Raw genomic sequence first — 22767 nt, 5'->3', positions numbered from 1 at the left:
CCGCTGAAATCCCTGATCCTCGCCGCCACCGCCCTTGCAGCCCTCGCGCCCGCCGCCCTCGCAGCGGACTATCCCGAGCGGCCCGTTCGTATCCTGGTGTCCTTCCCGCCCGGCGGCTCCAGCGATCTCGTCGCCCGCCTGCTTTCCGAACAGCTCGGCGCCGAGCTTGGCCAGCAATTCGTCGTTGAAAACAAGCCGGGCGCTGCCGGCACGGTCGCCGCGACCGAGCTGAAGAATGCCGCAGGCGACGGTTACACGCTGATGCTGTCCAACCTGACACCGTTCAACGTCGCGCCGACGAGCTTCCCCGACACGCCCTATGATCCGGTCGCCGATTTCACCCATATCGGCTATATCGGCGCCGTCCATCTCGGCATGTTCGTCTCGCCCGGGCTTGAAACGCCGGACATGGCGGCCTTCGTCGAAAAGGCCAAGGCCGAACCCGGCATGCTGGATTACGGCTCTTCCGGCGTCGGCTCCTGGGGCCATGTCGTCGCCGTTGCCTATGAGAGCGAGGCGGGCGTCGAACTCTCGCACATCCCCTACAAGGGCTCAGGCCCGATGCGGCTTGATTTCCGCGCCGGCGTCATCCCGGTGATCTTCGATGCCGTGCCGCAGAACCTGCCTGCCGTTGCCGAGGGAACGGCCATCCCGCTCGCCGTCTCCGCGCCCGAGCGTCTCGACACCCTGCCCGACACCCCGACCTTTACCGAACTCGGCTATAATATCGTTGCCGAAAACTGGCTCGGCATTTCCGCCCCCGCCGGCGTCGATCCGGAAATCGTGGCGACGCTTCAGGGCGCGCTCGCCACCGCGCTGGCCGCCGATGAGGTCATTGCCCAGTTCGAGACCTGGGGCATTGTCGGCGGCACGATGACAAGCGATGAATTCACCGATTATGTCGCGGACGGCGTCGCAGAATGGGCGCCCCTCGTCAAACAGGCGAGTGAATGATGCGCATCAGCCCGCTTGCTTCCGAAAAATCCGCTCTGCCGCAGATTGCCGTCGTCGTCATCGGCGAGGCGGAGGATGCGGGCTTCAATGCCAGCGGTCTTGCCGGCGCGCGAGAGGCAGCGCGTGCCGGAACCGCGCAGCTCAGCATCATCGACGGGCTGGCCTATGATACGGCCGAGATCCTCGAGAGCCTTGACCGGATCATGCCGGATTTCGACGGACTGGTCTTCATCGGCGGCCAGGGCGACCGGGTCATGCCAGTGCTTGCGCTCGACTGGCCCGAAAAACCCTTCGCCATCGTTCAGGGCCACGCCCATGGGCAAAACCTCGCAAGTTATGATGTCGCGCAGGAACATTCGGCCTATCTCGCCGGTTGCCTCGCAGCGCTGATGACGAGGACCGGAACGGTCGGCCATCTGTCCGGCCACCGCGTTCGCCCGGGCATGAAGGGCCGCGCCGCCTTCGTGCAAGGGGTGAGGGAGACCGATCCCGGCGTCACGGTGCTGACGGCCTTCTGCGGCTCGCAGGATGACAATGCGATTACCCGGCGCTGGGCCGATGCCGAGATCAGGGCCGGGGCGGATATCATCTTCACCATGCTGAACGGCGCGAGACAGGGCGCGATCGATGCCTGCCGGGCAGCCGGCTGCCGACAGATCGGCAATGCGCTCGACTGGACGGCGCTCGCGCCGGATGTGTTTGTCGCCTCTGCGCTGGCGCGCATCGATCTCGGAGTCGAGCGCGCCATTACCGATGTCGCGGCGGGACGCCTGCCGCGGGAACCGGTCACTCTTGGCCTCCCGGAGGGCGACTATGCTTCGCTGGCGCTCGCGGCCGATGTGCCCGAAACCATTGCGCAACGGGTCGCGGCCGCCGCCGAAGGCATCCGCAAGGGCCAGATCATCGTCCGCGAGACCTATGAGGGCGCGGAATTCGAACCGGAATCGGAGACGGGACAATGCTGAGAAAGCTTTCGGCGCAGGCGGGCACGCTTCTGATCGGCGCAATCGCGCTCGTCTTCGTCATCGGCGCCGTCACCGCCCTCGATCTCGGCACGTCGCGCCGCATGGGCCCCGGCGCCTTTCCGCTGATCGCCGGCGGTATCCTCGTCATCCTGTCCGCCGTCGCCCTTGTAGAAGACATGAAAGCCGGCGCCGAACATCTGAAGATCGACTGGCGCACGGTGGTGCCGATTGCGCTCGCCGTCGCCGGCTTCGCGCTGGTGACGCCGCGTTTCGGCGTTCTGCCGGGCGCGGGCGTCTGCGTGCTGATCGCAAGCTATGCCGTAGGCGCGCTCTCGCCGCTGCGGCGCGCCGGTCTCGTCATCGGCGCCGTCCTCGGCGTCTGGCTTGTCTTCATCGTCGGCCTCCGACTGCCGCTCGAAGCCTTCCGGGGGGTCTGACCCATGCTCGACAATCTCGCCCTCGGCTTTGCCACCGCCACCACGGCCTCCAACCTTCTCTATTGTTTTCTCGGCACCTTCATCGGCGTTCTGCCGGGTCTCGGGCCGCTCGCGGCCGTCGCCATGCTGCTGCCGGTCTCCTTCTACCTGCCGCCCGAAACCGCGCTGGTGATGCTGGCTGGCGTTTATTACGGCGCGGAATATGGCGGCTCGATCGCCTCCATCCTGCTCAATATCCCGGGAACGCCCTCCTCCTCGATCACCTGCCTCGACGGCTATCCGATGGCGCGCGAGGGCCGCGCCGGCGTGGCGCTCCTGATGACCGCGCTCGCCTCCTTTTTCGGCGGCGTGTTCGGCATTCTGGTGATCGCCGCGCTTGCCCCAGTGCTTGCCGATTTTGCGCTGTTGCTGGAACCGGCGGATTATTTCGCGGTGATGCTGCTCGGCCTTGTCGCGGCCTCCGTGGTCTCGAGCTCCGGCACGTTGCGCGGCGTGATGATGGTGACGCTCGGCGTGCTGCTCGGCACGATCGGCGTTGACGTCAACAGCGGCGCCACCCGCTTTACCGGCGGCGTCCAGGACCTGCGCGACGGCATCAATCTCGTCGTCGTCGCCATGGGCCTCTTCGGCGTGTCGGAGGCGATGTATTCGGCACGCGGCGCATCCGCCTCCTATGCCACGGAAAAAGTCTCCTGGCAGCGCTTCCTGCCCAAGCGCGGCGAATGGCTGCGCTCGCTCGGGCCCGCCATTCGCGGCAGCCTGATCGGCAGCTTTTTCGGCACATTGCCTGGAACCGGCCAGACGGTCGCCTCCTCGATCGGCTATGCGGTGGAAAAGCGCGTCTCGCCCAACCGCGCCAATTTCGGCAAGGGCGCGATCGAGGGCGTGGTCGTGCCGGAATCGGCAAACAATGCCGCCGCCCAGACCGCCTTCATCCCGACGCTGACGCTCGGCATTCCGGGCTCCACGACGATGGCGCTGATGATCGGCGCGCTGATGATCCACGGCGTGACCCCCGGGCCGCGCCTGATTTCCGATCATCCCCAGCTGTTCTGGGGCCTGATCGTCTCCTTCCTCTTCGGCAATCTCTTCCTTCTGGTGCTCAACATTCCGCTGATCGGCATCTGGGTCCGGCTCCTGCGAGTCCCGCATTATTTCCTCTATCCCACCATCGTCGTGCTGATCTCGATCGGCGTCTATAGCCTCGACCATTCGCTCTTCGATGTCTGGGCCATGCTCGGCTTCGGCGTGCTCGGCTATGTGCTGCGGCTCTATCGCTACGAGCCCGCGCCGCTGCTGATCGGCTTTATTCTGGGGCCGATGATGGAGGAATATCTGCGCCGGGCCATGCTGCTCTCGCGCGGCGATCCCATGACCTTCCTTGAGCACCCCGGCTCGGCCGCAATGATCGCGATCTCGATCCTGCTTCTGATGCTGACAGCCATGCCGTGGTTGAAACGGCTGGCAAAATCGATCAACTGACGGCCTGCCACAGCGAAACCCTTCCAAATTCCGTTCTGCGCTTTAAACCCGGCGCCGGTTGGCCTAAGTGTAGATGGTCGGCGCCCATGCTGCGGGCGATGCGTGCCCGGCGTTCGTCCCTGGCAGAGCGTCGCGCCGGCACGGGAGGCGGTGCAAGACGCGCCGCGCATGAGGACATTTCGCTATGACGATCATCGACGACTTCAACGGCACCTGGCTCGGACGCGTTTTCCTGCCCGAGGCGAACGGCCCGGCTGTGGTAACGCTGCGCGGCGGCGCGGTTTACGATATCACCGCCGCGATCGCCCCGCTGTCACGCGATATCTGCGAGATGGACGATCCGGCCTTTTATGTCAGCGAGGCCCCGGGCTTCCGGCTCGGCACGCTGGAGGAAATCGCCGCCGCAAAGCCGGGCGACGAGAGCCGCATCCATTTTCTCTGCCCTTGCGATCTGCAGCCAATCAAGGCCTGCGGCGTCACCTTCGCCCGCTCCATGGTCGAACGGGTGATCGAGGAGAAGGCGGCGGGCGATCCCAAAAAGGCGGAGGCGATCCGCGCGCGAATCGGCGCGGCGATCGGCGCCAGCCTGAAGAATATCGAGGCGGGATCGGAGGCCGCGGCCACGGCCAAGGAAGCGCTGATCCGCGAGGGCCTGTGGAGCCAGTATCTGGAAGTCGGCATCGGCCCGGACGCGGAGGTGTTTTCCAAGGCGCAGGCGCTTTCAGCCGTCGGTCCTGGCGCCGAGGTCGGCCTCCATCCGATCTCGAAATGGAACAATCCTGAGCCCGAAGTGGTTCTCGCCGTATCCTCTGCCGGCAGGATCGTCGGCGCGACCCTCGGCAACGACGTTAATCTGCGCGATGTGGAGGGCCGTTCCGCGCTCCTGCTCGGCAAGGCCAAGGACAATAACGCCTCCGCCGCGATCGGCCCGATGATCAGGCTGTTTGACAGCGGCTTCACGCTTGACGATGTGCGCGACGCCGAGGTTGCGCTGCGGGTCGAGGGTGAAGACGGATTTGAAATGACGGGACATTCCTCGATGTCGGAAATCAGCCGAGACCCGGAAGCGCTGGTCGCCCAGACCATCGGCCGGCATCATCAGTATCCTGACGGCTTCATGCTCTATCTCGGCACGCTGTTCGCGCCCACCAAGGACCGGGATGTCCCCGGCGAGGGCTTCACCCACAAGCCGGGCGACCGCGTGACGATCTCTGCGAAAGGGCTCGGACGGCTTGAAAACACCGTGCGCCTGTCGACCGAATGCGCGCCCTGGACCTTCGGCATGCGCGCCCTGATGACCAATCTCGCCGCGCGCGACCTTCTTTAAACCACAAGACAAAACGCAAGAAATCGCAAAGCCCGAGGAGAATGACGATGAGTTTCAAACCGCATGGCAGGCATCTGGTCGGAGGCGAATGGATCGGAACCGATATCACCTTTCTCTCAAAGCCCGTCAGCGGCGAGCCCCACGCCTTCTGCGAGGGAAATGACAAGCTGATCGACCAGGCGGTCAAATCCGCCGAGGCGGCCTTCTGGACCTACGGCTATTCCACGCGCAGGGACCGCGCGGCGTTTTTGAACAAGATTGCGGACGAGATCGAGAAACGCGCCGGCGACATCACCGAGATCGCCTCGGCCGAGACGGGTCTGCCGGCCGCGCGCCTGGAGGGAGAGCGCGGGCGCACCACCGGTCAGCTGCGCCTCTTCGCCCGCCATATCCTGAATGGCGACTATCTCGACCGCCGCCATGATCCGGCCAATCCCGACGCCACGCCGCCGAGCCCGGATCTGAAGATGGTGCAAAGGCCGATCGGGCCCGTTGCCGTCTTCGGCGCCTCCAATTTCCCGCTCGCCTTTTCGACCGCCGGCGGCGATACGGCATCGGCGCTCGCCGCCGGCTGCCCGGTCGTGGTCAAGGGCCACCCGGCCCATCCCGGCACCGGCGAGATCGTCGCCGAGGCGATTGCGGCGGCGGCCGAAAAAAGCGGCATTCATCCGGGCGTTTTCTCGCTGCTGCAGGGCGCCTCGCATGAGGCCGGCGGCGCGCTCGTCACCCATCCGCTGATCCGGGCCGTCGGCTTTACCGGCTCGCTTGCCGGCGGCAAGGCGCTGTTTGACCTTTGCGCGCGGCGCGACGAGCCCATTCCCTTCTTCGGCGAACTGGGTTCGGTCAATCCGAACTTCCTCATGCCCGACGCGCTCGCCAATCGCGGCGAGGAGATCGCGCAGGGCTGGGCAGGGTCGCTCACCATGGGCGTCGGCCAGTTCTGCACCAGTCCCGGCATCGTCATCACGCTTGCCGGCCCTGAATCCGATCGCTTCGCCGAGGCGGCGGCCAAGGCGCTTGGCGAAGTCGGCCCGACGGTGATGTTGACGGAGGGGATCGCCGAGGCCTTCCGGCGCGGGCGAGCGGAAATCGAAGGCGTTGACGGCGTCGAAACGCTGGTGAAGGGCGATTGCGACGGGCGCGAGGGCGCGCCGGCGCTCTTTACCGTCGCAGGCCGGGACTTCCTCGCCAATCCGAAGCTTGCCCATGAGGTCTTCGGCCCGCTCGGCATCGTGGTGATGGCGGCCAATGCCCAGGAGATGCGCGCCATCGCTGAACGGCTTGAAGGCCAGCTGACCTGTACCCTGCACATGGATAATGACGATGTCGAGTTTGCGCAGAGCCTTGTGCCGCTCCTGGAGCGCAAGGCGGGCCGATTGCTCGCCAACGGCTTCGCCACCGGCGTTGCCGTTGCCGACGCCATGGTGCATGGCGGCCCCTACCCGGCATCGACCAATTTCGGCGCCACCTCCGTCGGCACGCTGGCGATCCGGCGTTTCCTCCGCCCGGTCTGCTACCAGAGCATGCCATCCGCGCTTCTGCCGGAGGATCTGCGCCATATGGGCTGAGCGGGGACGCCGGGCGCGCCGCGCAGGACGTCCGGCTATTTTTCGGGGGCGGCGGCGGCCGTGGCGGCAAGGCCCGGCGGAACAACGCCCGGCGGATGAGGCTTCCCCTCTTGCCTGGCGCCGAGCTTCTCCCGCCATTCACCGGCAACCGCCCTCATCCGCAGCGCCGGACGAACATTGACCATGGGGGGCGCGAGACGCCACATGTCGATGCGCTCGCCGAGCGCCTTCAGGTCATCGGTGTCGAAGACCTGCCCGAATGTGCCGACGATCTCCTCATTGGCGCCGAGACCGCGCTGGACGATGACGGGCGTGCCGACGGCATTGGCCTCGGCCAGCAGCAGGCCGGACGCGTCGTCGTTGCGGGTCTGCGGATAAAAGACGCAGAGCGAGCGGCGCATGCGGGCAATCAGCGCGGCGCGGGAAAGCCGGCCGAGGAAATTGACACCCTCAAGGCCGCCTTCCTCCGGCCAGGCCAGGCTGCCCGGCTCGGCGATGTCGAGTCTCAGTTCCGGCCTGCTCTTTCTGATTTCGGCAAATTTCGCAAGAACCTCGGAAATGCCCTTGAGCGGCATGCCGGGGAAGAACAGCCGGTCGCGATCGCGCGGGGTGTCGTCGGCGACCAGATCGTCATCGACCGGCGAATGAATCCAGCCGATCTTCGGCAGACGCCGGTTTTCGGGCGCGAGGAACTGCGTCACATGCGCGGCGTGGGCCTGCGACCTGCAAACGATCTCGATCTGCGCCTCGGCCAGCGCCTCGCCCATGCGCCGGTTGTGCCGGCCGGGATGTGTGTGCGACCACAGGAAGATCAGGCAGCCGGGATTGAGACGGCGCGCCTTCAGCGCCGCCTTCCAGGAATTGATGACGATGATGCCGGTGACGCCGGCAAGATTTGCGGCGCTGACGGCATCGAGCGGGCGGTAAAGCCCGCAGTCGTCGCGGTCCATGTCGAGCCGCCCGTTCTGGTAAAAATGGAAGCGGAAATCGTCACAGAGAGCGCGCGCCACCTTGAGAACGACGGCCTCGGTGCCTCCGACACGGTCGTTGGTGGAGGCGGTGATCGTTGCGGGCGTCAGGCAGAACGGGTCGATAATGGCTATGGCGGAGGACACTTAGCGTGCCCCCTTCCGCCGCGTGAGGCGGGCTTCGGACATTCAGGTTCTCCTCGTGTTGAGCCCCTTACTGAACCCTTGCGCCCGAGCCTGCATTAAACTGGTTTGAAATCAGAAGATTTTGCGAAATAAAGTCGCTGAAAGCGTGCTTTCGTTTACTTTTTCGTTGCGGCGAAGCACCGGGCACGCCATTTTCTCCCAGTTCCTGAACGTATTTGAAGGGGCCTTATGAACCACGCCGGAGGTTGGGGGAAATGAGCCAGAACAGCTGTCTGGTACAGAAACTGTCGCATTATGTGCCGCTCAGCCAGCGCTCGCTGGACAGTATCGCATGCCTGGAGCGCGAGGAGCGTGACTATGCCAAGGGCGCCGAAATCCATGCGGAGGGCGACAGCAACGCAAATCTTTACGTGGTCAGGCAAGGCTGGCTCTACAGCTATGCCGACATGAAGGACGGACGGCGCCAGATCGTCGAGATCCACCATCCCGGCGACATTATCGGTTTTCCCGACATTGCCTTCAAAGAACGGACCACGGTGCTGAAGGCGGCCGAGGATGTGCGTCTCTGCCCCTTTCCGAAGAAGGATCTCGACCAGGTGTTCTCGAACGCGCCGCAGCTTGCGGCGCTGCTGTTTGCGCTTGCCGTGCGCAATCAGGTGATCATGTCGGATTTTCTGCAGGCCATCGGCCGCATGAGCGCGCGCGAACGCATCGCCTATTTCCTGCTCGACCTGATGGCGCGCCTCAGGATCGCCAACAAGCCGATGTCGACCGTCATACGGCTTCCGCTCAACCAGACGGAAATCTCGGATGTCCTGGGGCTGACCAATGTCTATGTCAGCCGCTCGTTCACGGCCCTGCAAAAGGACGGCCTGATCCGGCGGGAGAACGGCTCGGTCGAGGTGCTGGATGAGGACAAGCTGATCGGTCTTTGCGATTTCATTGACCGGCATGCCTCCATCGACACGAGCTGGTTTCCCGAGAACTGACCGGGCGCGGCCACTGCGACGGCTTTCAGCTTTCCTCGCCGAAGCGGTCGGCGACAAGCGCCTCGATGGCGTCGAGGGCCGCTTCCGCCTCGGGACCGGCAGCCGAAACGATGATCGTGCTGTTGATTCCTGCCGCCAGCATCATCAGCCCCATGATCGAGGTGCCGCCGACGGTCATCCCGTCCTTTGCGACGCTGACGGAGGCATTGAGCTTCTCCACCGTCTGGACGAATTTGGCCGAGGCGCGGGCGTGGAGCCCCCTGCGATTGACGATGGTGAGTTCACGCGAGACCGGGTCTTCCATCGGGCCTTCTATTTCCCGCTGAGGACGCGGCTTGCGACATTGATGTAGCGCCGGCCCGCATCCTCGGCCTCTGCAAGCGCCTTCGCCATGTCATTGTCGGCGCGTACGGCCACGAGCTTGATCAGCATCGGCAGGTTGACGCCGGCGATCACCTCGACCGTGCCGTTGTTCATGACCGAAATGGCGAGGTTGGACGGCGTGCCGCCGAACATGTCCGTCAGGATGATGACGCCGTTGCCGCTGTCGACCTTGCCGACGGCGGCGAGAATGTCGTCGCGGCGGCGATCCATGTCGTCCTCGGGGCCGATCGAAACCGTTTCGATGGCGTCCTGCGGCCCGACGACGTGCTCGACCGCCAGCCGGAATTCCTCCGCAAGGCCACCATGGGTCACAAGCACCAGTCCGATCATCTTCGCGCCACTCCTTAAAACAGCAACCGCCTGCGTCCGCCCGCGGCCTTTCGCCCCGCATCTTGTCGAAGCCGGCGCGAAGTGCAAGCCAAAAGGGCGAAAATACCATATGAAAACAGGCGAGCCGTGCCTGCCGATGCAGGCCGGGTGCATGTCGAGGCCGACGGACGACGCTTCACCCTTCCGCGTCGGCGCGCGCGGGAAGAGCCGGACGGCCGGTGTCAAGCCCGGGGCTGAGCGCCGCAAGCTTCGAGAAAGGGTCCGGAGCGGGCCAGCGCAGGAAAAGCGCCGGCAGATCGCCCCCCTCTTCGAGCTGAAGCCTGCTGTCGGACGGCGGCATGCGCTCGGCCGCGTCGGAGGGCACCGGCATGAGGGCGAAATCCATCACCGCGCTCTCGAGATGAGGGATTTTGGCCAGCCCGGATCCGCGAATCTCGATAAGCCCGGCAATTGCGGCCGGAGCACCGGCGATCACCCGGCCGGCAACGCACGAAATCAGCACCTGATCGTCGGCCACCAGCGCCGCATGAAGCCCGTTGAGCCGGGCGCCGTGGAGAAGGGCTAGGGCAAGCTCGCTCTTGCCCGCGCCCGAAGGTCCGCTGATCAGAATGCCGGTCGAACCAAGCACGATCGCGCTCGCGTGAAGATTGGTGCCGCCGCGCTCCGTCATTGCGCCTTGCCGGTGGCGGCCGGCAGCTTGAGGGTAAAGCGGGCGCCCTTGACCTCGCCGGTCTCCGGATCGGAAACATTCTCGGCGGTCAGCGTGCCGCCGTGGGCCTCGGCGATCTGGCGGGAAATGGAAAGGCCGAGCCCGGAATTCTGGCCGAAAGCCTCGCCATCGGGCCTGTCGGTATAGAACCGCTCGAAGATGCGCTCCAGCGCATCCGGCCTGATACCCGGACCGTTGTCATCGACGGTGATGACGATCTGGCTGCGCGTGCGGGTCAGCGCCACGTCGATGCGTCCGCCCTTTTCCGGCACGAAGGAGCGGGCATTCTCGATCAGATTGGTGACGATCTGGCCGATCCTCAGATCATGGCCGAAGGCCTCGAAGGCGCCCTTGCCGTGATTGCCGGGATGGGCGGAGAAACCGATCTCGACGCTGCGGTTGCGCTTGCCGGTCTCGCGCGAAATCGTGATCAGGTCCTTCAGGAGCGCCTCGGCGTCAAACCGCTTGGCATCCTCGCGGGCGAGCTCCGCGTCCAGCCGCGACGCATCCGAAATGTCGCTGATCAGCCGGTCGAGGCGGCGGACATCGTGCTGGATGATCTCGGTCAGGCGGGCCTTCGATTCTTCCGTCTTGGCGAGCGGCAGGGTTTCCACCGCGCTTCGAAGCGAGGTGAGCGGGTTCTTCAGCTCGTGGGCGACATCGGCGGCGAAACTGTCGATCGCGTCGATGCGGTCATAGAGCGCCGTCGTCATTTCCCGAAGCGTTGTCGACAGATGGCCGATCTCGTCCTGACGGGCCGAGAAATCCGGTATTTCCTCGCGCTCGCGCGGGCCGCCGCGACGCACCCTGACGGCCGCCTCGGAAAGCCGGCGCAGCGGACTTGCGATCGTCGAAGACAGCATGAAGGACAGGATCATGGTGACAAGCGCGGTCACCGCGAAGACGCGGATGATCGCGATCCGCTCGGCATGGACGATCTTGTCGATGTCGCCGGCCTGGGTGGACAGAAGCAGCACGCCGAGCACGGCGCGGAAACGCTGGATCGGCACGGCGACGGAGACGATCAGCCCGCCCTTGTCGGTGACCCGGACCACGGCCGAACGCTGGGCGTCGAGCGCCTTCGTCACTTCCGGGTAGATCGAGCCGTCGCCGCCGGGCGCTTCCTCATAGCGCGGCAGGTTGCCCGGCTGCAGGAAGCGGTTCATCAGGCTTCCGAGCTTGTCCGAGACGCTTTCCGCCGCCGATTTCTCGGTGTCCGGCAGGTCGTAGCGCAACACCTGGCCGCGCGAATACAAAAAACGCGAATCGAGGATCAGATTGGCATCCGGATCATAGATGCGCGCACGCGTGCGCGTCGGCGAGATCAGCCGCCTCAGGATCGGCGCGACCTTTTCCGGATTGAGGGGGAAGCGCAGGTCCTCGTCGCTGGAGGTCGGCCTTGCGCTCTCGCCGGCCTGCAGTTCCAGAAGCTCCTGCGGGTCGATGGTCATCGTGTCGGTCTCGACCGAGGCGGAAGAGGCGATCGCGCCGGCGATGATCTCGCCCTGGGTCAGAAGGCTTTCAACGCGCGCGTCGATCAGCCCCTCGCGGAACTGGTTGAGATAGAGGATGCCGCCGACAAGGAAGAACAGCGCCAGAAGGTTGAAGAACAGGATGCGCCAGTTGAGGCTGGAGAAAACGGTGGACGCCAGCACCCAGCGCATCGCCGCAAAGGGCTTGCGCCAGCGCCGGCCCCTTTTTCTGCCGGCAAGGCCGCCTGCACCGCCGCCCGGGGCTTTGTCTCTGGCCGTGTCGCTCGTCAATCTTCGCCCTGCCCGCATTGGCTGCCTGAGCCGCTATCAAGCCCGCGATTGCGGTCTTTGTGTGGTCACGCGCGCCTGAAGGCTTCCGGCTGACGCCGCCTGCCTTCAGGCGGCCTCGCGGAAGCGATAGCCGACGCCGTAGAGGGTTTCGATCATATCGAAATCGGTGTCAACCAGCTTGAATTTCTTGCGCAGGCGCTTGATGTGGCTGTCGATCGTGCGGTCATCGACATAGACCTGATCGTCATAGGCCGCATCCATCAGCGCGTCGCGGCTCTTGACCACGCCGGGGCGCTGGGCAAGCGAGTGCAGGATCAGGAATTCGGTGACCGTCAGCGTCACCGGGTCGCCCTTCCAGGTACACGTATGGCGCTCGCGGTCCATCACCAGCGGTCCGCGCTCCAGCGGACGGTTGGTCTCGCCCTCGCCCGGCTTGGCGCCGACACCGGCAATGGCGGCCTCGCGGGCGGCGACGCGGCGCAGGACGGCGCGCACGCGCTCCACCAGAAGTCGCTGGGAGAAGGGCTTGGTGATGAAGTCGTCGGCGCCCATCTTCAGGCCGAAAAGCTCGTCGATCTCCTCATCCTTCGAGGTCAGGAAGATCACCGGGATATCCGATTTCTGCCGCAGGCGCCGCAGAAGCTCCATCCCGTCCATGCGCGGCATCTTGATGTCGAAGATCGCAAGCTGCGGCGGATTGGCCTGCAGCCCGGTCAGCGCCGTGGCGCCGTCGGTATAGGTATCGACGCGATAGCCTTCGGATTCCAGCGCAATCGACACCGAGGTCAGAATGTTCCGGTCGTCATCCACGAGCGCGATCGTCTGCATTTTGGGGCTCCCTGACTGCAGTCTTATGGTCCTTGGACGGCGAGATTGTCCGCCGTCTCGTCATTTCTAGCATTTGTTGGAAAAAAACTGGAACAAATTGTGGCAGGACCAACCAAAACGGGCGATCAATCCCATCAAATCGAATTTGCAGATTTCCGGTTGCAGCCGGTTAACAGCCTGAGAATCCTTCATAATCCTGAAATTGTTCATTTCGGGAATTTTCTTTAATCGATTAAATGCATGATATTGTTATATTTTGTCAGATTCCCTGTTGTCTGATACGAACGAATTTAATATGTTTTTAAAAAATTAGATTTCGTTTAGAGAGGCATTTCGCATGGTGGAGCATGGAATCTACAATCGCCGTTTTCTGGTTGAGGCGGCAGGCCTGAAGGACCTTGCCGGCGTTTACTACAATCTGATGCCGTCGGAACTCTGCGAGGAGGCGCTGCGCCGCAGCGAAGCGGTTCTGACGGCGGACGGCGCGCTCAGGGCGCTGACGGGTCAGCACACCGGCCGCTCCGCCAAGGACAAGTTCGTCGTCTGCGACGACAAGACGAAAGACCAGATCTGGTGGGACAACAACAAGGCGATGTCGCCGGAGCATTTTGCGCTGCTCAAGGCCGACATGCTGGCCCATGCCGCGGGCAAGGACCTGTTCGTGCAGGACCTGATCGGCGGCGCGGATGCCGAAAACCGCCTGCCGACGCGCGTCATCACCGAATATGCCTGGCATGCCCAGTTCATCCGCAATCTCCTGATCCGCCCGGAGCGCAGCGCGCTGGAGGACTTCGAGGCGAAGCTGACCATCATCAACCTTCCCTCCTTCGTCGCCGATCCGAAGCGCTACGACTGCCGCACCGAAACGGTGATCGCCTGCGACCTGGAAAACGGCCTGGTGCTGATCGGCGGTACATCCTATGCGGGTGAAATGAAGAAGTCGGTGTTCACCGCCCTCAACTACCTCCTGCCGGCGCGCGGCGTGATGCCGATGCACTGCTCCGCCAATGTCGGCGATGCAGGCGACGCGGCCGTGTTCTTCGGTCTTTCGGGCACCGGCAAGACCACGCTTTCGGCCGATCCGTCGCGCACGCTGATCGGCGATGACGAGCATGGCTGGGGCGAAAACGGCCTGTTCAATTTCGAGGGCGGCTGCTACGCCAAGACCATCCGGCTCTCGGCGGAAGCCGAACCGGAGATCCACGCCACCACGAAACGGTTCGGCACGGTTCTGGAAAATGTCGTGCTCGGACCCGACCGCAAGCCCGATTTCGATGACGGATCGCTGACCGAAAACACCCGCTGCGCCTATCCGCTGGACTATATCCCCAACGCCTCGCGCACCGGCCTCGCGCCGCATCCGAAGACGATCATCATGCTGACGGCCGACGCCTTCGGCGTGCTGCCGCCGATCGCCAGGCTGACGCCAGACCAGGCGATGTATCACTTCCTGTCCGGCTACACCGCCAAGGTGGCCGGCACGGAAAAGGGCGTGACCGAGCCCGAGGCGACGTTCTCAACCTGTTTCGGCGCCCCCTTCATGCCGCGCCATCCGACCGAGTACGGCAACCTGCTGAAATCGCTGATCGCAAGGCACGGCGTGCAGTGCTGGCTGGTCAATACCGGCTGGACCGGCGGCGCCTATGGCGCGGGCTCGCGCATGCCGATCCGCCAGACAAGGGCGATGCTGGCCGAGGCGCTTGCCGGCCGGCTCGCCGATGCCGAATTCCGCATCGACCCGAATTTCGGCTTCGAGGTGCCGGTCGCCGTTCCCGGCGTCGATGCGGCGATCCTCAATCCGCGCGGCACCTGGGCCGATCCGGCCGCCTATGACGCGCAGGCGGCGAAACTTGTCGACATGTTCGTCGCCAATTTCGCCAAATTCGAGGATCATGTGGATGCCAACGTGAAAGCCGCTGCGCCGGGAATGCTGGCCGCCGCCTGAAGTATACGCAGGAGGAGCGTGGGAAATGCCCGGTCGCCGTCAGGCGCCGGGCATTTCTTCTTTCGCAGGTCGTCGAAGAGCCTACCAGGCGAGTTCCACATGCGACCTGCCGTCCGACGTTCTCGCCGGCGACCGGCCGGTTTCGTCGACCGTGCAGTTGATGCGCCGCCGGAAGGCCGAGAAACTGTCAAACGTGACGACATCGACCGCCTCGTCGAATTTCAGCGTCAGCCGGTAGTGCCCGGGCTTGCCGGCGAAGGCGCTGACGGAAAGGATCTCGGCTTCGAAGGGATGCCCGAGATAGGTTCCCGAAGCGCGAGACCCGAGCACCCACGGGTTGAGCGGCGGGCGATTGCCGATCCTGGCATGAAGCGTGTTCCAGTCGCGGAAGCCGTGTTGGACGGCGATCAGTTCAAGCGCGCGGGAATGGGTGATCGGTTCGCCCTCCCGCCCGAGATGGGCGCGCAGGCGTTTTGCCTGATCCTTGAGGCTCTCAAGCGATGGCAGCGGTATAATGGTGGACATGGCGAAGTCTTTCCTTCGCATTCGCCTGTCTGGTGGTTCGGTGCCCGCATTGCCGGAACCGCGAATGCGCAAGGTTTTCAACACATCGCTCATCGGTTCAAGGGGAACTTCACCAAGGTTTCAAAAAACCGCGGGCGGCCGGCGTCCCTTGCCGTCGCCGCTCAATAGGCCGCATTGCCGTCCGCGTCAAGCAGAAGCCGTTTCACCGGCGATTGCGGCCTTGAAGACCGGACGACTGCGTGGGATAACGCGGGCCATGGCATCACGCGATCTCATCATCAATGACCGGATCACCATTTTCGGCTGGGAGCTGACCGAGCAGTTCGTGCTTTCCGGCGGGCCCGGCGGGCAGAACGTCAACAAGGTGGCAACCGCCGTGCAGCTGTTCTTTCCCGTTGCAGCCTCGCCCTCCCTTCCCGAACGCGTGAAGCGCAATGCGATGCGCCTTGGCGGCCGCAAGGTCTCCAAGGAGGGCGTTCTGCTGATCGAGGCCAATGCCCACCGAAGCCAGGAGCGTAACCGCGAGGAGGCGCGCGAGAAGCTGAGGGAACTGATCCTCGCCGCCGCCGCGCCGCCGCCGCCGCGCCGGCGCAAGACCAAGCCGACGCGCGGTTCGATCGAGCGCCGCCTGAAGGCCAAGGCCGGCCGCTCGGAAATCAAGAAGGCGCGCGGCAAGCCCGCGCCGGACGAGTAAACCATGAGCGTCGACAAGCCGGTTTTGCCCGAAGGATTTCGCTATCTGCCGGACTATCTCGACCGCGCAGCGCAGGAGGCCCTTGTCGAAGACATCCGCGCCGTGGTGACGCAAGCTCCGCTCTATGTGCCGACCATGCCGCGCACGGGGAAAGCGATGTCCGTGCGGATGACCAATTGCGGCCCGCTCGGCTGGGTTACAGACAAGCAGGGCGGCTATCGCTATCAGGCGACCCACCCCGTCACCGGCAGGCCGTGGCCGCAAATGCCCGAACGGCTTATAGCCCTCTGGCGCGACCTTGCGGATTATGCCGAGCCGCCGGAAGCCTGCCTGATCAATTTCTACGATGACACAGCGAAGATGGGCATGCATCAGGACAGCGACGAGGCCGATTTCTCAGCCCCCGTGCTTTCCGTCTCGCTCGGCGACACCTGTCTCTTCCGCGTCGGCGGCACGGACCGCAAGGACAAGGCCCAATCGCTGAAACTTGCAAGCGGCGACATCGTGCTGCTTTCCGGCAAGAGCCGGCTTGCCTATCACGGCGTGACCCGGACCTATCCGGGCACCTCGACACTGCTGAAGCATGGCGGGCGGATCAACCTGACGCTGCGGCGGGTAGGCTCTCCGCCTCTGCAGCGTCATCCTCGGGCTTGACCCGAGGTGACCGCAGGAGGGGAAGAACAACGGGCGGACGCAGTTCACTGTCAAGGCGACGCGGCGCTGCGGAAGGCACCATGCCTAGATTCAATAGGGTAGACCGCCGCTGACATCGAAGACGCCCCCAACTCGATCGGGCGCAACCCGCCTCACAGCTTCCTCAGCGCCACCGTTTCCACAAGGTGATCCCGGCCCTTGCGGAGAATCAGATCGGCGCGGGGGCGTGTGGGGATGATGTTGTCCTCGAGGTTTCTGAGATTGATATTGTTCCAGAGGTCTTCCGCCGTCGACAGCGCGTCCTTTTCCGAAAGCAGGGCGTAGCGGTGGAAATAGGAGGCGGGATCCCGGAAAGCAGTGTTGCGCAGCTTCTTGAAGCGCTCGATATACCAGTGGTGGATCAGCGAGACATCGGCGTCGATATAGATCGAGAAGTCGAAGAAATCGGACACCATCGGCACCATGCGCCCGCCGGCGGGCAGGCTGCGCGCCTGCAGCACGTTGATCCCCTCGAAGATCAGGATATCCGGCCGGTCGACGGTCACGTAGGCGTCCGGCATCACGTCATAGCTCAGGTGCGAATAAAGCGGCGCCTTCACATTCGGCATGCCGGCCTTTATGGCGGAGAGAAACCTGAGGATCGCCGCCGTGTCGAAGCTCTCGGGAAAGCCCTTGCGGCGCATCAGCCCTTCCATTTCCAGAACCGCATTGGGAAACAGGAAGCCGTCGGATGTGACGAGATCGACCTTGGGACTGGAAGGCCAGCGGGCAAGTAATTGCTTCAGGAGGCGCGCGGTGGTGGATTTTCCGACGGCGACCGGCCCGGCAACGCCGATGATGAATGGCGTCTTGCTGTCCTGCTCGCCGAAGCTCAGGAAACGGCTGCGCTGGCGAAACAGCATCTGCGAGCTTTCCACATGGGTGGAGAGCAGCCGCGACAACGAGAGATAGATGCGGCGCACTTCCTCAAGCTCGATCGGGTCGTTGAGCGAACGCAGCTTGCGCACTTCTTCCGCCGTCAGCGTCAGCGGCGTGTCGGCGCGAAAGCGCGACCATTCTTCCGCCGAGAAGAAACGGTAGGGCGAGACCGGGTCGGTCAGGTCCTCGCCGGCATTGTCCTGCAGAAACGTGTCCTCGAACTCGCGGATCATGAAGGCGCGCGCCCCGCCTTTTCGGCAAGGCCCGACTGGCCGGTACGCCTTGCCAGTTCGTCCATGACTTCGGTGAGCGGAATATCGGCGATCTTCAGCACCACGAGCAGATGGTAGAGCAGGTCGGCGGTCTCGCTCTTCAGGTTCTCCCGGTCCTCGGCGATGGCCGCGATCACGGTTTCGACGGCTTCCTCGCCAAGCTTCTTGGCCGCCTTGCGCTGGCCCTTGGAAACGAGCTTGGCCGTCCAGCTTTCTTCCGGAGAAGCCTTGGCGCGCTCGGCGACGATCGCCTCGAGATCGGCGAGTGTGAATTCGGACATATCGTTCCTCCCCGTCTCAGTCGAGACGCATGGCGATGCCGTGATCAGCCATATACTGTTTTGCCTCGCCGATGGAATAGGTACCAAAGTGGAAGATCGAGGCGGCGAGCACGGCCGTCGCGTGGCCCTCGCGAATGCCCTCGACCATATGGTCGAGATTGCCAACGCCGCCGGAGGCGATGACCGGAACGGAAACCGCATCGGCGATCGCGCGCGTTAGCTCCAGATCAAAACCGGCCTTGGTGCCGTCACGGTCCATCGAGGTCAGCAGGATTTCGCCCGCGCCGCGCGCGACAACCTTTTTCGCAAACGCCACGGCATCGATCCCTGTCGGCTGGCGTCCGCCATGGGTATAGATTTCCCAGGCGCTTTCGCCCTCCTTCGGGACTTCGGTCCGCCGCTTGGCGTCGATCGCCACCACAATGCACTGATTGCCGAACTTGTCGGCCGCTTCGGCGACGAAATCCGGGTTCTTCACCGCGGCCGAATTGATCGACACCTTGTCTGCGCCACACAGCAGAAGCTTGCGGATGTCGGCCACCGTGCGCACCCCGCCGCCGACGGTGAGCGGCATGAAACAGTGTTCGGCCGTGCGGGTCACCACGTCGAAGATCGTCTCGCGATTGTCGGAGGTGGCGGTGATGTCGAGAAAGCAGAGCTCGTCGGCGCCCGCAGCGTCATAGACGCGCGCCGCCTCCACCGGATCGCCGGCATCGATCAGGTCGACAAAGTTCACGCCCTTGACGACACGTCCGTCCTTGACGTCGAGACAGGGGATTACGCGGGCTTTGAGTGTCATGACGGCAGACCTTTCAGCATCTCAAGCGCCTCGGCTGGATCGATCCGGCCATCATAAAGTGCGCGGCCGGAGATTGCGCCTTCGAGGATCTGGGCGTCGGGCCTGGTCATGCGGGCGATATCGTCCATCGAGGCGAGACCGCCTGAGGCGATGACCGGGATGTTGACGGCGGCGGCCAGCGCCAGCGTTGAATCCCAGTTGATGCCGGTCAGCACCCCGTCACGGTCGATATCGGTGTAGATGATCGCGGCAACGCCCGCGCCCTCAAAGCGTTTGGCAAGCTCCACCACCTCAAGCTCGGACGCTTCCGCCCAGCCCTCGACCGCCACCTTGCCGCCGCGCGCGTCGATGCCGACGGCGATCTTGCCGGGAAACGCCTTGCAGGCGGCCTTCACCAGTTCCGGATCGCGCACGGCGACCGTGCCGAGAATGACGCGGGCAAGACCCTTCGACAGCCAGTTTTCGATATGCTCCAGCGAGCGGATGCCGCCGCCAAGCTGCACCGGGTTTTTCGTCGCCTTCAGGATAGCGTCGACGGCTGCGCCATTCACGCTCTCGCCGGCAAAGGCGCCGTTCAGATCCACCACATGCAGATGAGTAAAGCCCTGGTCCTCGAAGGCTTTCGCCTGGGCGGCGGGATCGGGATTGTAGATCGTCGCCTGCTCCATATCGCCGAGCTTGAGGCGCACGCACTGGCCGTCTTTCAGGTCGATGGCGGGAAAAAGGATCATCTGGCTTCAGTCTCTCGAAATAGAAATTAGGGGCCGCCTCACGGCGTCCACGTCAGAAAATTGGCGATCAGCTTCAGGCCCAGCGTCTGGCTCTTTTCCGGGTGGAATTGCGCGCCGGCCTTGTTGCCGTCGGCGACGAAGGCAGTGACGGGGCCGCCGTAATCGGTGGTGGCGATCACCTGTTCCGGCTTTTTGGCGGCCAGGTGATAGGAGTGGACGAAATAGGCGTGCAAGCCGTCCTCGCCGGTCGGGATGCCGTCGAAGAGCGGATGCGGCGTGTTCAGCGTCAGCGTGTTCCAGCCGATCTGCGGGATCTTGAGGTCCGGATCGGCCGGCGTGATCTCGGTCACGTCGCCGGCAATCCAGCCGAAACCCTCCGAAACGGTCTTTTCCAACCCGCGCTCGGACATCAGCTGCATGCCGACGCAGATGCCGAGGAAGGGGCGGGCCTTGTCCTCGGCCACCTCGCGGATCGCCTCGACCATGCCCGGCACGGCATCCAGCCCGGCGCGGCAATCGGCATAGGCGCCGACGCCCGGCAGAACGATGCGGTCGGCCGCTGCCACGATCTCGGCCTTGTCGGTGAGGATGATCTCGGCATCGAGACCTTCCTCGCGCGCGGCCCGCTCAAACGCCTTGGTCGCCGAGCGCAGATTGCCCGAGCCGTAATCGATTATCGCAACTTTCATCATCGTCATCTTCAAGAATAGGTGTCCATCAGGCCGATGCCGGAAGGCATCGCAGCGCGATTGCCGGCGGGGCCGGAGGTGAAATCGGTGAATATGGGCCTCTCGTTCCGGCCGGCAAAATAGATCGCTTCCGCCGTCTCGATATCGGGCGCGACCACCACGCCATCAGGCATGAAGCCGCGACGTTCCATGGCAAGCGCCTTCCATTCGCGCCCCTCGAACCCGATCAGCAGGTTGAGCGCGAGCGAGGCGGCGCTTGCGCCAAGCGAAAGCGGCTCGAAGTAACCGGCAACGGCCAGCGCGATCGAAAGCCCAAGGGTGATGAAGCCCGCCAGCCATGCCCGGTTGGCCAGAAGCCAGAACGGGCCGAACAGAAAGGCAAGCCAGGCGAAGCGGTCGCGGATGAAGCGGATCTTCTCCGGATCATTGTCGCCGGGCGGGATCAGAACGAGGTAACTTCCCATCGGGCCTCCTTCAGGCGAGCATGCCCTTTGTCGACGGCACGCGGCCCTTCTGGCGCGGATCGATCTCGGCGGCGGCGCGCAGCGCGCGGGCCACGGCCTTGAAGCAGGTCTCGGCGATATGGTGGCTGTTGGCGCCGTAATGATTGAGCACATGCAGCGTGATGCCGGCATTCTGGGCCAGCGCCTGGAAGAATTCGCGCACAAGCTCGGTGTCGAACGTGCCGATCTTCTCCGACGGGAAGGCGACATTCCAGACCAGAAACGGCCGGCCGGAAAGGTCGAGCGCGGCCTTGGTCATGGTTTCGTCCATGGCAAGGTCGATCGAGGCATAACGCGTCACCCCGGCGCGGTCGCCCAGCGCCTTTGCCAGCGCCTGGCCGATGGCGATGCCGACATCCTCCACCGTGTGATGATCGTCGATATGGAGATCGCCCTTCGCCTCAACGCTCATGTCGATCAGCGAATGGCGGGAAAGCTGGTCGAGCATATGGTCGAAAAAGCCGATCCCCGTCGAAATCCGCGCCTCGCCGCTGCCGTCGATATTGACGGAAACGGAAATGGCGGTTTCCCTGGTCTTGCGCGCAATCTCGGCGCGGCGGGCTTCGCTTTCGGCTGCCATTCTCTTCGTCTCTCTCCATCACATGCGGTATCGCCGTTTCTTAACAGGCAGGCCCGGCAAGCGCAAAAGAAAAGCGGGAACATCGGATCGGGCAGGGATACCGGTCTTGACGTTTTCAAGGTCGTCGCATGGTTTTTCACAGACGACCGGCATTCGCCGTCGCTTGCGCCTTTCAATGCGGAGCGTTCTCGGCTACAGCCTGACAGATGAATGCCTCCGGAAAGTCTCCCCTCATGTCATCTCCAGCCCGCCCCTCGCTCATCTATTTCCTTGCCGCCTTTGCGGCCGGCTGCATCATGGCCGTGATGACCCACCTGAACGCGGTCGTCGCGCTCTATGGCTCGCCCATGTATGCCTCCTGGGCCGGCCACGGCTGCGGCACGCTGGCGGCCATCGCCATTCTCGTCTTTCTCCGGTTCCGCAAATCCGGAGCGGGCGAGAGCGGCCCGAGAGCCGAGAAAATCCGCGTGCCCTGGTGGGGCTATCTCGGCGGCGTCTCTGGTGCCGCCACCGTCGTTGCCGCTTCGCTCGCGGTCAATTCGCCCCTGGCGCTGTCGGGCGCGATCGCCCTTGGTCTCGGCGGCCAGGTGCTGTTTTCGCTTGCCGCCGACCAGTGGGGCCTGTTCGGCCTTCCGGCGCGCCGTCTCGACCTGCGCGACCTGATGGCAGTCCTGTTCATCCTTTCGGGCTCCGTCCTCGTCATCATGTCGGGAGGGGCCGAGGCATGATCTTTCCGATCCTCTTCGCCGTTGCCGCCGGCGTTCTCGTCGGTATCAGCCGTCAGGTCAACGGACGCCTCAGCGTCTCCACCTCGCCGATGGTCTCCTCCTTCTACAACCACATTGTCGGGTTCATCACCGTCAGCGTGGTTGCCGTCATCATCGGCGGGCTGATCCCGCCGACGGTCTCCGAGGTCCCGCTCTACGGGTACCTTGCCGGCCCGGTCGGCGTCATCTTCGTCGCTGCGGGCTCCTGGGTCATCCCGAAGATCGGCGCAGTCAACACCGCGGTGCTGATCATCGGCGGCCAGATGTGCATGAGCGCGCTCATGGATGTGGTCGAAGGCGTGGAGGGCCAGCCGCTGCTGAGGCTTGCGGGACTGGCGCTCATCCTTGTCGGCATGATCATCGCCCAGAGCCGCAAGAAACCGCAAGTCGCAAGCTGAGGCAGGCCTCACGGATTGCAAATGAGGCACGGCTGCCTACATAGGAAGCCGGACAGGCTTCGCGCGCCTTTTTGCGAAGCCGGAAACGAGGTGACTATCATGAGCGAACACAATCCCTTCGGCACCATGCACGCCACCACCATCATCACCGTGCGCAAGG

At 64.1% G+C, this 22767-nt stretch carries 26 protein-coding genes; 12 read left to right on the top strand and 14 right to left on the bottom strand.

What is annotated here, in order from left to right:
- The 6 genes from AC5DC2_RS04445 to AC5DC2_RS04420 form a co-directional block, all read left to right on the top strand.
- Positions 1-954, top strand: a 954-nt coding sequence (locus tag AC5DC2_RS04445; RefSeq protein WP_491697614.1) for a Bug family tripartite tricarboxylate transporter substrate binding protein, incomplete at its 5' end; no start/stop codon positions are given.
- Positions 951-1919 carry a BMP family protein gene (locus tag AC5DC2_RS04440; RefSeq protein ID WP_491697613.1) on the top strand — a complete coding sequence of 323 codons (969 nt, stop codon included), beginning with the start codon at positions 951-953 and terminating at the stop codon, positions 1917-1919. The genes AC5DC2_RS04445 and AC5DC2_RS04440, both read left to right, overlap by 4 nt.
- Positions 1913-2356, top strand: coding sequence for a tripartite tricarboxylate transporter TctB family protein (locus AC5DC2_RS04435; protein ID WP_491697612.1), 444 nt, complete (start codon positions 1913-1915; stop codon positions 2354-2356). Before AC5DC2_RS04440 ends, AC5DC2_RS04435 begins: the two co-directional genes overlap by 7 nt.
- Before the next feature lie 3 nt (positions 2357-2359).
- Entirely contained in the window at positions 2360-3838 is a 1479-nt protein-coding gene (locus AC5DC2_RS04430) for a tripartite tricarboxylate transporter permease (protein WP_491697611.1), read from the top strand.
- 184 nt (positions 3839-4022) lie between these two features.
- Positions 4023-5165 carry a fumarylacetoacetate hydrolase family protein gene (locus tag AC5DC2_RS04425; RefSeq protein WP_491697610.1) on the top strand — a complete coding sequence of 381 codons (1143 nt, stop codon included), beginning with the start codon at positions 4023-4025 and terminating at the stop codon, positions 5163-5165.
- Between the two features lie 47 nt (positions 5166-5212).
- Positions 5213-6733, top strand: coding sequence for an aldehyde dehydrogenase (NADP(+)) (locus tag AC5DC2_RS04420; RefSeq protein WP_491697609.1), 1521 nt, complete (start codon positions 5213-5215; stop codon positions 6731-6733).
- Between the two features lie 35 nt (positions 6734-6768).
- Here the strand turns inward: AC5DC2_RS04420 and AC5DC2_RS04415 are convergent, their stop codons facing one another.
- The gene (locus AC5DC2_RS04415) at positions 6769-7848 is read right to left on the bottom strand and encodes a glycosyltransferase family 4 protein (protein ID WP_491697608.1); all 1080 of its coding nucleotides are present in this window, start codon (positions 7846-7848) and stop codon (positions 6769-6771) included.
- A gap of 254 nt (positions 7849-8102) precedes the next feature.
- Between AC5DC2_RS04415 and AC5DC2_RS04410 the strand changes: the two genes are divergently transcribed.
- Positions 8103-8837: a Crp/Fnr family transcriptional regulator gene (locus tag AC5DC2_RS04410; RefSeq protein WP_024709106.1), complete on the top strand. Its 735-nt coding sequence runs from the start codon at positions 8103-8105 to the stop codon at positions 8835-8837.
- 25 nt (positions 8838-8862) lie between these two features.
- Here the strand turns inward: AC5DC2_RS04410 and AC5DC2_RS04405 are convergent, their stop codons facing one another.
- The 5 genes from AC5DC2_RS04405 to AC5DC2_RS04385 all read right to left on the bottom strand — a co-directional run bounded on the left by AC5DC2_RS04405 (position 8863) and on the right by AC5DC2_RS04385 (position 12851).
- On the bottom strand, positions 8863-9141 hold the full coding sequence (locus tag AC5DC2_RS04405; protein ID WP_024709107.1) for an HPr family phosphocarrier protein: 279 nt from the start codon (positions 9139-9141) through the stop codon (positions 8863-8865).
- Positions 9142-9149: 8 nt separating this feature from the next.
- Positions 9150-9551 carry a PTS sugar transporter subunit IIA gene (locus AC5DC2_RS04400; protein ID WP_024709108.1) on the bottom strand — a complete coding sequence of 134 codons (402 nt, stop codon included), beginning with the start codon at positions 9549-9551 and terminating at the stop codon, positions 9150-9152.
- Between the two features lie 175 nt (positions 9552-9726).
- On the bottom strand, positions 9727-10221 hold the full coding sequence (locus tag AC5DC2_RS04395; RefSeq protein WP_491697607.1) for an HPr kinase/phosphorylase: 495 nt from the start codon (positions 10219-10221) through the stop codon (positions 9727-9729).
- Complete coding sequence (locus AC5DC2_RS04390) at positions 10218-11924, bottom strand: stimulus-sensing domain-containing protein (RefSeq protein WP_491697615.1); 1707 nt, start codon at positions 11922-11924, stop codon at positions 10218-10220. The genes AC5DC2_RS04395 and AC5DC2_RS04390 overlap by 4 nt, the downstream gene beginning before the upstream one ends.
- A 204-nt stretch (positions 11925-12128) precedes the next feature.
- Entirely contained in the window at positions 12129-12851 is a 723-nt protein-coding gene (locus tag AC5DC2_RS04385; RefSeq protein WP_491697606.1) for a response regulator transcription factor, read from the bottom strand.
- Between the two features lie 337 nt (positions 12852-13188).
- Here AC5DC2_RS04385 and AC5DC2_RS04380 point away from each other — a divergent pair, with 337 nt between their 5' ends.
- A complete protein-coding gene (locus AC5DC2_RS04380) occupies positions 13189-14796 on the top strand; it encodes a phosphoenolpyruvate carboxykinase (protein WP_491697605.1) in 1608 nt (535 codons plus the stop codon).
- Between the two features lie 81 nt (positions 14797-14877).
- On the opposite strand, the gene AC5DC2_RS04375 is transcribed toward AC5DC2_RS04380, so the two are convergent.
- Positions 14878-15321: a glyoxalase superfamily protein gene (locus AC5DC2_RS04375; protein WP_491697604.1), complete on the bottom strand. Its 444-nt coding sequence runs from the start codon at positions 15319-15321 to the stop codon at positions 14878-14880.
- Positions 15322-15577: 256 nt separating this feature from the next.
- Here AC5DC2_RS04375 and arfB point away from each other — a divergent pair, with 256 nt between their 5' ends.
- Positions 15578-16015 carry an alternative ribosome rescue aminoacyl-tRNA hydrolase ArfB gene (arfB, locus tag AC5DC2_RS04370; RefSeq protein WP_024709114.1) on the top strand — a complete coding sequence of 146 codons (438 nt, stop codon included), beginning with the start codon at positions 15578-15580 and terminating at the stop codon, positions 16013-16015.
- 3 nt (positions 16016-16018) lie between these two features.
- On the top strand, positions 16019-16669 hold the full coding sequence (locus AC5DC2_RS04365; protein WP_491697603.1) for an alpha-ketoglutarate-dependent dioxygenase AlkB family protein: 651 nt from the start codon (positions 16019-16021) through the stop codon (positions 16667-16669).
- 152 nt (positions 16670-16821) lie between these two features.
- Here the strand turns inward: AC5DC2_RS04365 and coaA are convergent, their stop codons facing one another.
- From coaA to hisB, 7 genes are read right to left on the bottom strand one after another with little or no spacing between them, the layout of a single operon-like run.
- Complete coding sequence (coaA, locus tag AC5DC2_RS04360) at positions 16822-17820, bottom strand: type I pantothenate kinase (protein ID WP_491697602.1); 999 nt, start codon at positions 17818-17820, stop codon at positions 16822-16824.
- Positions 17817-18140 carry a phosphoribosyl-ATP diphosphatase gene (locus AC5DC2_RS04355; RefSeq protein WP_491697601.1) on the bottom strand — a complete coding sequence of 108 codons (324 nt, stop codon included), beginning with the start codon at positions 18138-18140 and terminating at the stop codon, positions 17817-17819. The genes coaA and AC5DC2_RS04355 overlap by 4 nt, the downstream gene beginning before the upstream one ends.
- 16 nt (positions 18141-18156) lie before the next feature.
- A complete protein-coding gene (gene hisF / locus AC5DC2_RS04350; RefSeq protein ID WP_491697600.1) occupies positions 18157-18939 on the bottom strand; it encodes an imidazole glycerol phosphate synthase subunit HisF in 783 nt (260 codons plus the stop codon).
- A complete protein-coding gene (gene hisA / locus AC5DC2_RS04345) occupies positions 18936-19670 on the bottom strand; it encodes a 1-(5-phosphoribosyl)-5-[(5-phosphoribosylamino)methylideneamino]imidazole-4-carboxamide isomerase (RefSeq protein ID WP_024709119.1) in 735 nt (244 codons plus the stop codon). Before hisA ends, hisF begins: the two co-directional genes overlap by 4 nt.
- Before the next feature lie 38 nt (positions 19671-19708).
- A complete protein-coding gene (hisH, locus tag AC5DC2_RS04340) occupies positions 19709-20359 on the bottom strand; it encodes an imidazole glycerol phosphate synthase subunit HisH (protein ID WP_491697599.1) in 651 nt (216 codons plus the stop codon).
- Between the two features lie 11 nt (positions 20360-20370).
- The gene (locus AC5DC2_RS04335; RefSeq protein ID WP_491697598.1) at positions 20371-20823 is read right to left on the bottom strand and encodes a DUF2628 domain-containing protein; all 453 of its coding nucleotides are present in this window, start codon (positions 20821-20823) and stop codon (positions 20371-20373) included.
- Between the two features lie 10 nt (positions 20824-20833).
- The gene (gene hisB, locus AC5DC2_RS04330) at positions 20834-21442 is read right to left on the bottom strand and encodes an imidazoleglycerol-phosphate dehydratase HisB (protein WP_491697597.1); all 609 of its coding nucleotides are present in this window, start codon (positions 21440-21442) and stop codon (positions 20834-20836) included.
- 233 nt (positions 21443-21675) lie between these two features.
- Here hisB and AC5DC2_RS04325 point away from each other — a divergent pair, with 233 nt between their 5' ends.
- Positions 21676-22170 carry a DMT family transporter gene (locus AC5DC2_RS04325; protein ID WP_024709123.1) on the top strand — a complete coding sequence of 165 codons (495 nt, stop codon included), beginning with the start codon at positions 21676-21678 and terminating at the stop codon, positions 22168-22170.
- The gene (locus tag AC5DC2_RS04320) at positions 22167-22607 is read left to right on the top strand and encodes a DMT family transporter (protein WP_491697596.1); all 441 of its coding nucleotides are present in this window, start codon (positions 22167-22169) and stop codon (positions 22605-22607) included. The genes AC5DC2_RS04325 and AC5DC2_RS04320 overlap by 4 nt, the downstream gene beginning before the upstream one ends.
- Positions 22608-22767 lie beyond the last annotated feature (160 nt).

The sequence above is a fragment of the Martelella sp. genome (assembly GCF_984369615.1).
This window is presented reverse-complemented; position numbering and strand designations above follow the sequence as displayed.

What these genes read in the sequence shown, in the direction of transcription:
- AC5DC2_RS04440 (WP_491697613.1), top strand. Translation starts at nt 951, where the DNA reads ATGATGCGCATCAGCCCGCTTGCTTCCGAAAAATCCGCTCTGCCGCAG.
- AC5DC2_RS04435 (WP_491697612.1), top strand. Translation starts at nt 1,913, where the DNA reads ATGCTGAGAAAGCTTTCGGCGCAGGCGGGCACGCTTCTGATCGGCGCA.
- AC5DC2_RS04430 (WP_491697611.1), top strand. Translation starts at nt 2,360, where the DNA reads ATGCTCGACAATCTCGCCCTCGGCTTTGCCACCGCCACCACGGCCTCC.
- AC5DC2_RS04425 (WP_491697610.1), top strand. Translation starts at nt 4,023, where the DNA reads ATGACGATCATCGACGACTTCAACGGCACCTGGCTCGGACGCGTTTTC.
- AC5DC2_RS04420 (WP_491697609.1), top strand. Translation starts at nt 5,213, where the DNA reads ATGAGTTTCAAACCGCATGGCAGGCATCTGGTCGGAGGCGAATGGATC.
- AC5DC2_RS04410 (WP_024709106.1), top strand. Translation starts at nt 8,103, where the DNA reads ATGAGCCAGAACAGCTGTCTGGTACAGAAACTGTCGCATTATGTGCCG.
- AC5DC2_RS04405 (WP_024709107.1), bottom strand. Translation starts at nt 9,141, where the DNA reads ATGGAAGACCCGGTCTCGCGTGAACTCACCATCGTCAATCGCAGGGGG.
- AC5DC2_RS04400 (WP_024709108.1), bottom strand. Translation starts at nt 9,551, where the DNA reads ATGATCGGACTGGTGCTTGTGACCCATGGTGGCCTTGCGGAGGAATTC.
- AC5DC2_RS04395 (WP_491697607.1), bottom strand. Translation starts at nt 10,221, where the DNA reads ATGACGGAGCGCGGCGGCACCAATCTTCACGCGAGCGCGATCGTGCTT.
- AC5DC2_RS04390 (WP_491697615.1), bottom strand. Translation starts at nt 11,924, where the DNA reads ATGCGCTGGGTGCTGGCGTCCACCGTTTTCTCCAGCCTCAACTGGCGC.
- AC5DC2_RS04385 (WP_491697606.1), bottom strand. Translation starts at nt 12,851, where the DNA reads ATGCAGACGATCGCGCTCGTGGATGACGACCGGAACATTCTGACCTCG.
- AC5DC2_RS04380 (WP_491697605.1), top strand. Translation starts at nt 13,189, where the DNA reads ATGGTGGAGCATGGAATCTACAATCGCCGTTTTCTGGTTGAGGCGGCA.
- AC5DC2_RS04375 (WP_491697604.1), bottom strand. Translation starts at nt 15,321, where the DNA reads ATGTCCACCATTATACCGCTGCCATCGCTTGAGAGCCTCAAGGATCAG.
- arfB (WP_024709114.1), top strand. Translation starts at nt 15,578, where the DNA reads ATGGCATCACGCGATCTCATCATCAATGACCGGATCACCATTTTCGGC.
- AC5DC2_RS04365 (WP_491697603.1), top strand. Translation starts at nt 16,019, where the DNA reads ATGAGCGTCGACAAGCCGGTTTTGCCCGAAGGATTTCGCTATCTGCCG.
- coaA (WP_491697602.1), bottom strand. Translation starts at nt 17,820, where the DNA reads ATGATCCGCGAGTTCGAGGACACGTTTCTGCAGGACAATGCCGGCGAG.
- AC5DC2_RS04355 (WP_491697601.1), bottom strand. Translation starts at nt 18,140, where the DNA reads ATGTCCGAATTCACACTCGCCGATCTCGAGGCGATCGTCGCCGAGCGC.
- hisF (WP_491697600.1), bottom strand. Translation starts at nt 18,939, where the DNA reads ATGACACTCAAAGCCCGCGTAATCCCCTGTCTCGACGTCAAGGACGGA.
- hisA (WP_024709119.1), bottom strand. Translation starts at nt 19,670, where the DNA reads ATGATCCTTTTTCCCGCCATCGACCTGAAAGACGGCCAGTGCGTGCGC.
- hisH (WP_491697599.1), bottom strand. Translation starts at nt 20,359, where the DNA reads ATGAAAGTTGCGATAATCGATTACGGCTCGGGCAATCTGCGCTCGGCG.
- AC5DC2_RS04335 (WP_491697598.1), bottom strand. Translation starts at nt 20,823, where the DNA reads ATGGGAAGTTACCTCGTTCTGATCCCGCCCGGCGACAATGATCCGGAG.
- hisB (WP_491697597.1), bottom strand. Translation starts at nt 21,442, where the DNA reads ATGGCAGCCGAAAGCGAAGCCCGCCGCGCCGAGATTGCGCGCAAGACC.
- AC5DC2_RS04325 (WP_024709123.1), top strand. Translation starts at nt 21,676, where the DNA reads ATGTCATCTCCAGCCCGCCCCTCGCTCATCTATTTCCTTGCCGCCTTT.
- AC5DC2_RS04320 (WP_491697596.1), top strand. Translation starts at nt 22,167, where the DNA reads ATGATCTTTCCGATCCTCTTCGCCGTTGCCGCCGGCGTTCTCGTCGGT.